Genomic DNA, 12,283 nt, shown 5'->3' on the forward strand with positions numbered 1-12,283 from the left:
CAAGCTCAGACGCTTGCGTGGCTGGTCAGGGCGCTATGCATCGCCTATATCGCTGCGCATGAACGATGCTGTGGCACATAACGCGCGCCTTTCGGTGGCCCCGATGATGGATTGGACAGACCGGCACTGCCGGGTGCTGCATCGGTCCATGACCCGGCACGCGTTGCTTTATACCGAAATGGTCACCGCACCTGCAGTGATCCACGGCGACCGCGACAGGTTGCTGGGCTTTGATGCCACCGAACACCCCGTTGCTGTACAGCTGGGCGGATCAAACCCGGCACAACTGGCCGAGGCTGCGCGGATTTGCGAAGGGTTCGGCTATGATGAGGTCAATCTCAACTGCGGCTGTCCATCTGATCGGGTGCAATCGGGGTCCTTTGGTGCGGTCTTGTTGGAAAGCCCGGTGCTGGTGGCAGATTGTGTCGCGGCGATACGCGCGGCAGTTTCGGTGCCCGTGACGGTCAAATGCCGGATCGGTGTGGACGATCAGAATCCGCAAGACGTGCTGCCGGACTTTATCGCGCGGGTCAGTGCCGCTGGGGTTGATCGCTTTGCGATCCATGCGCGCAAGGCCTGGCTTCAGGGCCTTAGCCCCAAGGAAAACCGCGATATCCCGCCCTTGGATTATGACCTTGTGCGACAGATGAAGGCGACCTTTCCACACCTGCATATCAGCATTAACGGCGGTGTCGAAACTCTTGAGGTTGCAGAAGAATTCTTGGACGGCGGCCTCGATGGCGTGATGATCGGGCGCGCGGCTTATCACAACCCGGCCAGCGTGTTGCTGGACGCAGATCGTCGTATCTTTGGCGGCGGTCTGGACCGGTCCGCGGAAGACGTGGTGCACCTGATGCTGCCCTATATCGCGGACCATATCGCCAGCGGCGGCCGCTTGCATCATGTCACCCGTCACATGCTGGGTCTTTTTCAAGGCCGTCCCGGAGCGCGTGGATGGCGGCGGACGCTGTCAGAGGAATCGCATCGTGACGGTGCAGGAACGGATGTTGTGCTGCAAGCACTGGGTCACGTCACAGAAAAGGCCGCTTGATGGAAGACCTTGGCTTGCTGGCCGGCATGGCCGCGCTGATCCTGCTGATTGGGGCCTTTGCGGGCGTGCTGGCAGGGCTTTTGGGTGTCGGTGGCGGTATCGTGTTGGTGCCTGCGTTTTTCTATGCCTTTAGTGTGCTGGGCTTTGACAGCCCGCAACTGATGCAGCTTTGCCTTGCCACCTCGCTGGCGACGATCATCGTCACCTCAATCCGTTCGGTCCTGTCGCACAACAAAAAGGGCGCGGTGGACTGGGACATCCTGAAAAGCTGGGCACCGGGGATTGTGGTCGGCGCTGTTTTGGGGGTGGTGACGGCGGCGGCGCTTCGGTCTGGCGCGCTTCAGGCGATTTTTGGGATGCTCGCTGTGATCGTTGGGCTGTATATGACTTTCGGCAAAGCGGGCTGGCGCTTGGGCGCGGCCATGCCGCAAGGGGTCATGCGGTTGGTCCTGTCGCCCGTCCTGGGGTTTCTGTCAGTGCTGATGGGCATAGGCGGCGGGTCCTTTGGAGTGCCGGTGATGAGCCTTTACAGCGTGCCGATTCACCGTGCTGTGGCAACAGCAGCAGGGTTTGGTGTGATCATCGCTGTGCCTGCAGTCATCGGGTTTCTGATGACGCCGATCGCCGTGGCCCCGCCGCTGACATTTGGATCAGTCAACCTTGTGGCATTCGTGTTGGTGATCGCGATGACTCTGGTCACAGCGCCGTGGGGGGCGGCATTGGCGCACCGCTTGGACGCGGGGCCGCTCAAGCGGGTGTTTGGTGTGTTCCTGATCTTTGTCGCGCTGAATATGCTGCGCAAGGCAGTAGGGTGGTAGATTGGGCGGCGGACGGGTGTGTTCACTTCGGGCAAGACCCGCGCGTCGACCAGTGGGCAAGGGCTGCTGCCAAGGCTGCGCACCGGGTTGATCGAAGCGAGAAGCGCCACGGAGGGACGTGGTTTGTCGGCGTTGACGCGCTGCCCAACACCAAGGATGGCGCAATAGACGGTGTGCCATTGGACGGGCCATGGTCCTCTTTGGTCACCCCGCCGGCCGAATGGCACCGCGCCCAACTGTCCATCGTCTATCCGGGCTACCCGCAGAAAGACACTGATGAAAGCGAGACCGCGCACCGGTTCCGACGCAATCGCGACGCTGCACACATGGATGGGTTACTGCCCGAGGGATCAGCGCGTCGCAGACATCTGCGAGAGCCGCATGGGTTTATCCTTGGGCTACCGCTGGCTGACACGGCGGATAGCCCGCTGGTGGTCTGGCGCGGGTCGCACAAGATCATGCAAGCGGCTTTCGCCCGCGCCTTTGACGGGATTGACCCGGCGAGCTGGGGCGACGTGGATGTGACCGAGATCTATCAAGACGCGCGGCGCGAAGTTTTTAAAACCTGCGCGCGGGTCGCGCTGCCCGCCCGTATGGGCGAAGCGACGCTGCTGCACCGGCATCTGATCCACGGCGTGGCCCCTTGGGGGGATGGCGCAGCACCGCGACCGATTGCCTATTTCCGACCGTTGATTGCGCCGCAAGATTGGCTTTGACCCTTAACGCGCAGACTTGATCTGGTTGAAATCCTTGAGGGATTTACCTTGCTCATCCACAAACAATCCCGGCAAGGTGCGCAGCGCTGTGATCTGATCAACGCGCAATTCATCAAAGCCGCGTGTCGTTTCACACCAAACCACGCAGGTCCATAGCCGCCCCCAATAGTCCAGCTGCAATGGCCGCACGGTCCGGTGGCGATCTGCAAGCGTCAGTTGCAGCTTTTGCCGCGCCCGGATCGCGGCGCGGATCGTCGGAAGGTGCTGGAAACCCTTTGCAGCATCGGCAAAAGGGTAGATGGCAAAGTTGGTCGTGGCGGGCGCGCGACTGCGGTCTTCTGGCATCACCGCGTCGATCTTGGCGCTCAGGGTCTGGGCCGCTGCCGCCAACTCTCCGTCGTTTGATTGCCCGACAGAGGCGAGGCCAAGATGCAGGGCCTCCACCTCTGTGATTGTCAGGTTCAACGGGGGCAGGGTAACGGCGGCAGTGACCCGGTAGCCGATCCCGCGCGCGCCTTCGATCGGGACGCCAGAGGCCGCGAGCGTTTCCATATCCCGATATATTGTGCGGAGCGATGCACCGGTCGCAGCGGCGATGTCACCGGCCTTGTGCAGGTCACCATCGCGCAGAAGCTGCACAATCTGCATCAGCCGGTCGGCACGTCGCATTGCGATTCCTTCGTCTTGTGACATATTTTTGTCAGTTGACAGTTTATTGGCGCAAAATTGCGAAAAGCCAAGAAAAAAAGGGGGTTGTGAGGGGTGATTTCCCGGTTTTCCGGCTTTCCAACTGGATGTTGCATCCCTATTTAGAACCCAAGGATTGATGCAAATGCGGGCTGTGTGGCCTGCTTGAGGAGAATATCATGCTCAATAACATTGGATTGCCCGGCCTTCTGCTGATCGCTGTTGTGGTGCTGGTGCTTTTTGGTCGCGGCAAGATCTCGTCGCTGATGGGAGAAGTCGGCAAAGGGATCACCGCCTTCAAGAAAGGTGTCGACGATGGCAAGGCCGAGCTGGAAGACAGCATGGCTGAAGCACGCGACGTGACGCCCGAGAGCGAAAAAGACAAAGCCTAAGCCACAGCCCCGGAGGGAACTGCGATGTTCGGCCTTGGCTGGAGCGAGATGGTGCTGTTGAGCATCGTCGCCCTGATTGTGATTGGTCCAAAGGACTTGCCCAACATGTTCCGTGCGCTTGGACAGTTCACGGGCAAGGCAAAGGGCATGGCGCGCGAGTTTTCCCGCGCGATGGAAGCCGCCGCTGATGAAAGTGGCGTGAAGGACATAAGCAAGACAGTGCAAGCCGCTGCAAACCCACAGAAATTCGGTTTGGATAAAGTGCGCGAGGCCACCGGGTCAGCCTTTAAGCCCGGCAGCGAAACGGCGAAGCTGTCGGAAGAACGCCAAGCTGCCAAGGACCGGATGCTGGACGCCAGCGCCAAGGCAGTTGAGGCGCGCAAGGCCAAAGAGGCTGCTGCTGCGGCACCCGAGGTGACGGTCGATCGACCCGCAAAACCGGCTGAAATCCCTGCTGCGACGCCAGAAAAAGGTGATGCGCAATGAGTTCCAGCGAAGACATGGATGACAGCGCAGCACCACTGATCGAACACCTGGCCGAGTTGCGGACCCGGCTGATCCGGTCGGTGCTGGCGTTTATCGTTGGCATGGTGATCTGTTTTACGGTCTGGCGTCCGATTTTCGAGTTTCTGACGCGGCCCCTGTGCGACGCGCTGGAGCGTGACGGGGCCAATTGCGCGTTGATCTTCATCAAGCTCGAAGAGGGATTTTTCACAGCAATATCAATCTCTTTGCTGGGGGGATTGGTGCTGTCATTTCCGATCATTTCTTTCCAGTTGTGGCGGTTCATCGCGCCGGGCCTGTACAAATCGGAAAAGGGCGCGTTTCTGCCATTTCTGATTGCCTCGCCCTTCATGTTCCTGTTGGGCGCGTCCTTCGCGTTCTACGTCATCACCCCGTTGGCCTTTGACTTTTTCCTTGGTTTTCAAAGCACTGAGAGCCTGATTGATGGTGTTCCGTCTGATACCCAGGCGGCGGGCACCGTGTTTCAAGGATCAGCGCAGGCCTATCTGAGCCTGACGATCAAATTCATCGTGGCATTTGGTTTATGCTTTCAACTGCCGGTTTTGCTGACCCTGATGGGCAAGGCCGGTTTGGTGTCGGCGCGGGGATTGCGCAACACACGCAAGTACGCAGTGGTCGGTATTCTGATGCTTGCCGCCCTTGCCACACCGCCCGATATGATCAGCCAAGTCATTCTTTTCGTTGTGGTTTATGGCCTCTATGAGGTCTCGATCCAACTGGTTGCAAGGGTTGAACGGCAGAAGGTTGCCAAGATGCGCGCAGAGGGGATTTTGGACGAAGATGAAGACCTTTATGGCGACATCGAGGACGAGGAGCCCAAGGCGTGAGTGATCCGATGGAGCGGATCGCAGCGGCGCTGGAACGGCTGAGGCCGCCACCGGCGAAGGCACCTGAGTTCGGGATGGCGACGGCCTTTGTCTGGCAGGCCGATCCTGACATGCTGGTGCCGGTGCCAAAGGTGAATCGCGTCGATGTGGACCTTCTGGTGGGTATTGATCGGTCACGCGACACGCTGCTTGCCAATACCCGCCAATTTGCCGGTGGCATGCCTGCAAACAACGCCCTGCTGTGGGGCGCGCGTGGCATGGGAAAATCGAGCCTTGTCAAGGCGATACATGGCGCGGTTCAGGCGGATTTCAAAGACCTCAAGATCATCGAGATCCAACGCGAAGACCTGCCCAGCATTAACCGTTTGTTAGGCTTGCTGCGCCACGCGCAGGAGCGGTTCATTCTGTTCTGTGACGATCTTTCGTTTTCGCATGACGATGCCCACTACAAATCGCTGAAGGCGGTTCTGGACGGCGGGATTGAGGGGCGGCCAGAGAATGTGGTGCTGTATGCCACGTCGAACCGGCGGCATCTGATGCCACGCGATATGATAGAGAATGAACGTCAATCAGGCATTAACCCATCGGAAGCGGTGGAAGAGAAGGTGTCGCTCAGTGATCGGTTTGGGCTTTGGCTGGGCTTTCATCCTTGTACCCAGGATGAATATTTGGACATGATTTCAGGGTATTGCGCGGCGCACGGGGTCAAGATCGACGCCGAGACAATGCGCGCCGAAGCGATCGAATGGCAGGCCACACGTGGGTCACGGTCGGGCCGAGTGGCCTGGCAATATTTCACCGATCTGGCAGGCCGACAGGGCATCACGCTGGACGGTTGACCCCACCGCACGGTGATTTTGGGTGATGCACATAGTATGCACATCCCATGCACAAACCATGCAGCCTCTAACCCTGAATTTACGTTAACACCTAGGCTGTCGCGTTGAATCAGTTGGATAAAATGATGAACGCCCCGGTAAGAAACCGGGGCGTTTTTAACGTTCCATTAAAGTGCCCGTGAGCAGGCGGGATCGAAGACCGTCAGGCCTTGCGTCGTTTCGCCAGACCAAGCCCGCCAAAGGCCGCGATGAGCAGCCATGCAGAGGCGGGTAGTGGCACAGCAAAAGAGCCGGGATCGGTGGTGAAAGCGGAATACTTCACTGTGTCCTGACTGAAGTTGTAAAAGCCAATCCGGCCATTCGAGAAACTGCCAGCCAGATTGAATTGCTCCACCCCGTTGACCTTGATGACCAGATTGTTCGGGCCGAAGTCGAATGAGAATTCGTATTCTTCAAAGTTGTTCCAGCCGGTGCTGCCCAAAGAGGTCGAGGCGCGGGCCAGTTCCTGAACCCCGCCATTCGCATTGCCTGCGCCGTCGAAGTGGCCCCAAAGTTCATCCGCTGTTGGAATGCCGGACACGCGCGACACCGCAAGGCCAGCTGTTGCGGTCGAACCGGGGGTCAGATTGGCTGTACCGCCCGTAAAGTTGAAATTCTGGTCGGCTTGTTTCCAATCCACCAGAAGATAATCCGCGGCGCTGTTCATGGTGTCGCCGGGATTGAAGCCCAGCACGAAGCCAAAGAAGTCGTTGTCGCTGTTGGTGATCACGCTGGCCTTGCCGGTGACTTGCGTCCCTTGCGCCTGCGTATCCGCATAAAAAATTGTGGGTTGGCCGTTGATGGTTTGGGTGACGGATTCACCGCCCGGCCCATTCACCATCCAGTTGGCACCCGAGAATCCGCTGACTGGGGGGTAATTCTCTGCCACCCAATCGTTGAGGTTCACATCTGCTGCTTGTGCTGCGGAAGTTGCTAGAAACATGCCCGCCAAAAGGCCGGACGCAATCGTTTTGTACATTACTGTCACCGAACAAAGGTTAATCAATGCCTTATTCTTAACACAGTTTGGCCCACTTTTCCACCTGATTCCGGTGCCGCGCTGATTGACGCGTGTGCCGCGCGTGGTAAACCGGCCCTTCAATCCCCAAGGAACCACCCTGATGAACGTCTTTGCCGATATCCGTGCGCTTGTGATGACCTGCCTTGATACGCTGGAGGGCGCGGGCGTATTGCCTGCCGGGTTGAACCGCGCCGCCATAACGGTTGAGCCGCCGCGCGATGCCGCCCACGGCGATATGGCGACCAATGCGGCGATGGTGCTGGCCAAGCCTGCCAAGATGAACCCGCGCGCCATTGCAGAGGCGCTGGCCGGTGAATTGTCCAAGGATGACCGGATCACCGTGGCAGAGGTTGCCGGGCCGGGGTTTCTGAACATGCGGTTGGAGCCGGGCGTCTGGGGTGGCCTCATCGGTCATGTTCTGACCTCTTCGGCTGGTTACGGCCGGTCCGAGATGGGTCAGGGCAAGAAGATGATGGTGGAATATGTCAGTGCCAACCCCACCGGCCCGCTGCATGTGGGTCACACACGGGGTGCGGTCTTTGGTGACGCATTGGCGAGCCTGCTGGATTACGCAGGTTTTGACGTCACCCGCGAATACTACATCAACGACGGTGGCGCGCAGGTCGATGTGCTCGCCCGGTCGGTGTACCTGCGGTATCTTGAGGCGCATGGCCAAGAGGTCGCGTTTGAGGATGGCACTTACCCCGGCGACTATCTGATCCCGGTGGGCGAGGCGCTGAAGGCCAAGGTGGGTGACGCCTATGTTGGCAAGGGCGAGCAGTTCTGGCTGGAAGACGTGCGGGCCTATGCCACAGAGGCGATGATGGATCTGATCCGCAGCGATCTGGCGTCGCTTGGCATCAAGATGGACAACTTCTTTTCCGAGAAGGGGCTTTATGGCACCGGTCGGATTGAGGATGCGATCCAGTCGCTGGACCACAAGGGTCTGATCTATCGCGGCACGCTTGAGCCGCCCAAGGGCAAGCTGCCAGAGGATTGGGAACCGCGCGAGCAGACCTTGTTCAAGTCAACCGCTTACGGGGATGATGTGGACCGGCCGGTGAAGAAATCGGACGGGGCCTGGACCTATTTCGCGCCCGACATTGCCTATCACTATGACAAGGTTGTGCGCGGCTTTGACGCGATGATTGATGTCTTCGGTGCCGATCACGGCGGTTACGTGAAGCGGATGAAGGCGGCTGTCGCGGCGCTGTCGGATGAAAAGGTCGATTTCGATATCAAGCTGACCCAGCTGGTGAAGCTGTACAAGAACGGGGAGCCGTTCAAGATGTCCAAGCGGGCAGGGACGTTCGTGACCCTGCGCGATGTGGTCGATCAGGTGGGGTCGGATGTAACCCGGTTCCACATGCTGACGCGCAAGAACGACGCGCCGCTGGATTTCGATTTCGACAAGGTGACCGAGCAGTCCAAGGACAACCCGGTGTTCTACGTGCAATACGCCCATGCGCGGATCAATTCGGTGTTGCGCAAGGCAGAGGTGGACGTGGATGACGCGACTTTGGCGGGCGCTGATATGACGCGCGCCGCGCATGAGGCCGAGCTGAAGGTCGCCAAGCGGGTGGCGGAATGGCCAAGGCTGGTTGAGATTGCCGCAAAGGGGCATGAGCCGCACAGGATCGCCTTTTACCTGTATGATCTGGCGTCGGATTTCCACGGGCTGTGGAACCGGGGCAATGACGACACCAGCCTGCGGTTCCTGCAGGAGGGTGACATTGCCACAACACAGGCGAAAATCGCCCTGATCCGCGCGGTTCAGGTTGTTTTGGCCTCCGGCCTTGGTATTCTTGGTGTGACCCCGGCGGAAGAGATGCGCTAAAGCGCACGTGTCCGGGTGAGCTGAGGTAACCAATCGAGGGCGGCAAACGCCCCGTGCAGTGAGGCGGACATGGCAGTTTATGAAGAGGGCGCAGAACACGTGCCCCTGACCCGCAAGGCGGGTGTTTTCGCGAATTATGCAGGCGCGGCAGTGTCGCTTGGCCTGATGGCCGGGATCGGCGTCTGGGGCTATCAGTTGATCATGCGCGACGTGACCGGCATCCCGGTGGTGCGCGCAATGGAGGGTGCCATGCGTGTGGCCCCGGAGAACCCCGGTGGAGAAGTCGCATTGCACACCGGGTTGGCCGTAAACGCGGTGGCCGCCGAAGGGGCGGCTGCAGCGCCCGAGGATCGGCTGGTGCTGGCCCCTGCGGTCACCGATCTGGCCGAGGAAGACCTGACCGTGCAGCCGATGGCCGAAGCTGACGAGGTGGTCCCAACTGATCCCGCCGTTGAAGTCGCTGAGGTGCCCGCCGCGCTGACCGATGCGGAGCCTGATGCGCCTGCGGACCCGCTTGAGACGGACGACATTCTGGCCCTTGTGGATCAGCTGGCCGCAGGGGTTGAGCCGATGGCCCCGCTGGATGACGCCGCAGTTGTGGAACCCACGGTGACGCTGGATGGTGCGCCGGTGGTGACGATCATCGACCGCAGCATTCCCGGTGTCACGACCTCTTTGCGGCCGCCATTGCGCCCGGCCGCCTTGGCTGTGACCCCGGAAAGTGCCGTGGCCGCCGCCGTGGCAGAGGCCGTTGCACCGCAGGCCGAAGTGACCACCGCCGCCTTGCCCACGGGCACCAAGCTGGTGCAATTGGGCGCTTTCCCGACACCTGAAGCCGCCGCACAAGCCTGGGTTGGGCTGGAAGGCCGCTTCAGCGCCTATCTGGGCGGCAAGGAACAATTAATCCAAGAGGCCGAACGCAACGGCAAGGCGTTCTATCGCCTGCGGGCCAAGGGTTTTGCTGACCTCAGCGACGCGCGCCGGTTCTGTGCCGCCCTCGAGGCTGGCAATGCCGATTGTATCCCTGTGGTCGTGCGCTAAGTGGCGCATGGCGCTGTTATCGTCGGGCCGCAAGCGCCCGAGATTGCCGATTGGGAAAAGGCGCATTTCCGCGATGCGGACCCTTGGGGGTTCATCCTGTTTGCGCGCAATGTGGTTGAGCCTGACCAGCTGCGCCGCCTGACCGGCGATCTGCGCGAGGCCGTGGGGCGTGACGCCCCGATCATGATCGACCAAGAGGGCGGGCGGGTGCAGCGAATGCGCGCGCCTCATTGGCGCGAATATCTGCCTGCATTGGATCAGATGGAGCGCGCGCGCGACCCGATCCGGGCGATGTGGCTGCGCAACCGGCTGATCGCTGCGGAACTGCATGACGTGGGCATTGACGCCAATTGCGCGCCACTTGCCGACCTGCTGGAAGACGCAGCACACCCGGTGATGCGCAACCGGCTGTATGGGCGCGACGTGGACACGGTGGTGCAGGCCGCGCGCACCTGTGCAGAGGCGCATCTGGCCGGTGGGGTGCTGCCGATCCTGAAGCATATTCCGGGCTATGGTCGCGCGACGGTCGACAGCCACAAGGAATTGCCCACTGTAAGAGTATCGCGTAAGGCGCTGGAAGAACGGGATTTTGCGCCATTTGTGGCGCTGAATGACATGGCGATGGGGATGACCGCGCATATCGTCTTTGACGCGATTGATCCGGGCCAGCCGGCGACCACAAGTACCAAGATGATGCAAGTTATCCGGGCTGACATCGGCTTTGACGGGTTGATTATGACCGATGATATTGGGATGGACGCGCTGCGCGGCACAGTGCCAGACCGCGCGCAGGCGTCACTGGCCGCGGGGTGTGATCTTGTGTTGCACTGCAATGGCGACCGGACCGAGGTGGAAGCGGTTGCCGCCACAGCGGGGCAGATGAGTGATGCGGCGATGGCCCGCGCAGAGCGGGCATTAGCGCAGCGCAAACCCCCGGTTCCGATTGACATTCCCGCCGCCATTGCCGAACTTGAAGCGCTTTTGGCGTAAGGGTATCGGGCAGTGCCATCGGAGTTTCAGGAAGACGCAGTCAGCGTGACCGAACGGCTTGCCGCCGAGGCGCTGATCGTGGACGTGGGCGCGTTTGAGGGCCCGCTGGACCTGCTGCTGACGCTGAGCCGCACGCAAAAGGTGGACCTGCGCGAAATTTCGATTCTGGCGCTGGCCGAGCAATATCTGGCCTTTGTCGAACAGGCCAAGGAATTGCGGCTGGAACTGGCCGCCGATTATCTGGTGATGGCCGCCTGGCTGGCGTTCCTCAAATCGCGCCTGTTGTTGCCGCCTGACCCGACTGAAGAGGGACCATCAGGCGAGGAACTTGCCGCGCACCTTGCGTTCCAGCTGGAACGGCTTGAGGCGATGCGCGGGGCGGCGGCCAAGCTGATGGCGCGGGATCAATTGGGGCGTGATTTCTTTGCCCGAGGTATCACCGAAGACGTGCAACGCGTGCGGCGCGTGACCTATACCGCAACGTTGCTGGACCTGATGCAGGGCTATGCACGCATTCGCACCAAGGATGAATTCCGCCCCTTCGTGTTGGACCGCGAGGCGGTGATGACGATGGAACAGGCGCTGGACCGGATGCGCCAGTTGATCGGTTTTGCGGGCGAATGGACCGACATTTCCAGCTATCTGCCCGAAGGGTGGGAAATGGACCCCGCCAAGCGCCGGTCATCGACCGCCGCCACCTTTGCCGCCAGTCTGGAACTGGCGAAAGAAGGCAAGATCGACATCCGCCAGTCCGACACTTTTGCCCCCATTCAAATTCGAAAAAGAGCGCCTCAAGATGACTGACGCCCCCCAAAACGACAGCCTGTTCGAGGCCCCGCCCATGGGCGAACAGGAACGCATGGTCGAGGCGATCCTGTTTGCCACGGCTGATCCGGTGACGGTGACGGAACTGACCGGGCGGATGCCGCATGGGTCGGACCCGGCAGAGGCGCTGGCGCATCTGCGCAAACGCTATGAGGGGCGCGGGGTGAACGTGGTCAAGGTCGGGGATGCCTGGGCTATTCGCACGGCATCTGACCTTGGGTTCCTGATGCAAAAGGAAACGGTTGAGACCCGCAAGCTGAGCCGCGCGGCGATCGAAACGCTGGCGATTGTGGCCTATCATCAGCCTGTGACACGGGCCGAGATCGAGGAAATTCGCGGCGTGAGCGTCAGCCGCGGTACGATTGATCAATTGATCGAGCTGGAGTGGATCCGCTTTGGCCGCAGACGGATGACGCCGGGCCGACCTGTGACCTTTGTGGTGACCCAAGGGTTCCTTGATCACTTTGGGCTGGAAAACGCCCGCGACCTGCCGGGGCTGAAGGAACTACGCTCTGCGGGATTGTTGGAAAACCGCCCGCCACCCGGTGCCTTACCGGACCCCGAAGAGGCATCCGAGGACGACACCGATCAGGTGGATATGTTCGAAGAAGATTAAAGATCGCATTTTAGTCGATTGCCTGATCTTAACGTTTCGTCATTCATAACGACCTAGCA

General features: G+C 60.3%; 14 protein-coding genes. 12 read left to right on the plus strand and 2 right to left on the minus strand.

Annotated elements, in window-relative coordinates:
* The first annotated feature begins 58 nt into the window (after window positions 1–58).
* From dusA to AB3Y40_RS06235, 3 genes are read left to right on the plus strand one after another with little or no spacing between them, the layout of a single operon-like run.
* Window positions 59–1,051, plus strand: coding sequence for a tRNA dihydrouridine(20/20a) synthase DusA (dusA, locus tag AB3Y40_RS06225; protein WP_369437927.1), 993 nt, complete (start codon window positions 59–61; stop codon window positions 1,049–1,051).
* Complete coding sequence (locus tag AB3Y40_RS06230; protein WP_369437928.1) at window positions 1,051–1,869, plus strand: sulfite exporter TauE/SafE family protein; 819 nt, start codon at window positions 1,051–1,053, stop codon at window positions 1,867–1,869. Before dusA ends, AB3Y40_RS06230 begins: the two co-directional genes overlap by 1 nt.
* Window positions 1,863–2,585, plus strand: a complete 723-nt coding sequence (locus tag AB3Y40_RS06235; protein WP_369437929.1) for a hypothetical protein — start codon at window positions 1,863–1,865, stop codon at window positions 2,583–2,585. Before AB3Y40_RS06230 ends, AB3Y40_RS06235 begins: the two co-directional genes overlap by 7 nt.
* Window positions 2,586–2,588: 3 nt before the next feature.
* Here the strand turns inward: AB3Y40_RS06235 and AB3Y40_RS06240 are convergent, their stop codons facing one another.
* Complete coding sequence (locus AB3Y40_RS06240; protein WP_369437930.1) at window positions 2,589–3,254, minus strand: helix-turn-helix transcriptional regulator; 666 nt, start codon at window positions 3,252–3,254, stop codon at window positions 2,589–2,591.
* 197 nt (window positions 3,255–3,451) lie between these two features.
* Here AB3Y40_RS06240 and AB3Y40_RS06245 point away from each other — a divergent pair, with 197 nt between their 5' ends.
* From AB3Y40_RS06245 to AB3Y40_RS06260, 4 genes are read left to right on the plus strand one after another with little or no spacing between them, the layout of a single operon-like run.
* The gene (locus tag AB3Y40_RS06245; RefSeq protein WP_369437931.1) at window positions 3,452–3,664 is read left to right on the plus strand and encodes a twin-arginine translocase TatA/TatE family subunit; all 213 of its coding nucleotides are present in this window, start codon (window positions 3,452–3,454) and stop codon (window positions 3,662–3,664) included.
* Window positions 3,665–3,688: 24 nt separating this feature from the next.
* Window positions 3,689–4,150, plus strand: a complete 462-nt coding sequence (gene tatB, locus AB3Y40_RS06250; RefSeq protein ID WP_369437932.1) for a Sec-independent protein translocase protein TatB — start codon at window positions 3,689–3,691, stop codon at window positions 4,148–4,150.
* Window positions 4,147–5,016, plus strand: coding sequence for a twin-arginine translocase subunit TatC (gene tatC / locus AB3Y40_RS06255; protein ID WP_369437933.1), 870 nt, complete (start codon window positions 4,147–4,149; stop codon window positions 5,014–5,016). The genes tatB and tatC overlap by 4 nt, the downstream gene beginning before the upstream one ends.
* A gap of 8 nt (window positions 5,017–5,024) precedes the next feature.
* Window positions 5,025–5,855, plus strand: coding sequence for an ATP-binding protein (locus AB3Y40_RS06260; RefSeq protein ID WP_459553988.1), 831 nt, complete (start codon window positions 5,025–5,027; stop codon window positions 5,853–5,855).
* Between the two features lie 202 nt (window positions 5,856–6,057).
* Here AB3Y40_RS06260 and AB3Y40_RS06265 read toward each other — a convergent pair whose 3' ends face one another.
* Window positions 6,058–6,837: a VPLPA-CTERM sorting domain-containing protein gene (locus AB3Y40_RS06265; protein WP_369437935.1), complete on the minus strand. Its 780-nt coding sequence runs from the start codon at window positions 6,835–6,837 to the stop codon at window positions 6,058–6,060.
* A gap of 178 nt (window positions 6,838–7,015) precedes the next feature.
* On the opposite strand from AB3Y40_RS06265, the gene argS reads away from it, so the two are divergent.
* The 5 genes from argS (at window position 7,016) to scpB (ending at window position 12,224) form a co-directional block, all read left to right on the plus strand.
* Window positions 7,016–8,752, plus strand: a complete 1,737-nt coding sequence (argS, locus tag AB3Y40_RS06270; RefSeq protein ID WP_369437936.1) for an arginine--tRNA ligase — start codon at window positions 7,016–7,018, stop codon at window positions 8,750–8,752.
* A gap of 69 nt (window positions 8,753–8,821) precedes the next feature.
* Window positions 8,822–9,793 carry an SPOR domain-containing protein gene (locus tag AB3Y40_RS06275; protein WP_369437937.1) on the plus strand — a complete coding sequence of 324 codons (972 nt, stop codon included), beginning with the start codon at window positions 8,822–8,824 and terminating at the stop codon, window positions 9,791–9,793.
* On the plus strand, window positions 9,794–10,783 hold the full coding sequence (locus AB3Y40_RS06280; RefSeq protein WP_369437938.1) for a glycoside hydrolase family 3 N-terminal domain-containing protein: 990 nt from the start codon (window positions 9,794–9,796) through the stop codon (window positions 10,781–10,783).
* A gap of 12 nt (window positions 10,784–10,795) precedes the next feature.
* Window positions 10,796–11,587 carry a segregation and condensation protein A gene (locus AB3Y40_RS06285; protein WP_369437939.1) on the plus strand — a complete coding sequence of 264 codons (792 nt, stop codon included), beginning with the start codon at window positions 10,796–10,798 and terminating at the stop codon, window positions 11,585–11,587.
* The gene (gene scpB / locus AB3Y40_RS06290) at window positions 11,580–12,224 is read left to right on the plus strand and encodes an SMC-Scp complex subunit ScpB (protein WP_369437940.1); all 645 of its coding nucleotides are present in this window, start codon (window positions 11,580–11,582) and stop codon (window positions 12,222–12,224) included. The genes AB3Y40_RS06285 and scpB overlap by 8 nt, the downstream gene beginning before the upstream one ends.
* Window positions 12,225–12,283: the final 59 nt, after the last annotated feature.

It is taken from the genome of Yoonia sp. R2331, from assembly GCF_041103235.1.
Classification (GTDB): Bacteria; Pseudomonadota; Alphaproteobacteria; order Rhodobacterales; family Rhodobacteraceae; genus CANMYO01.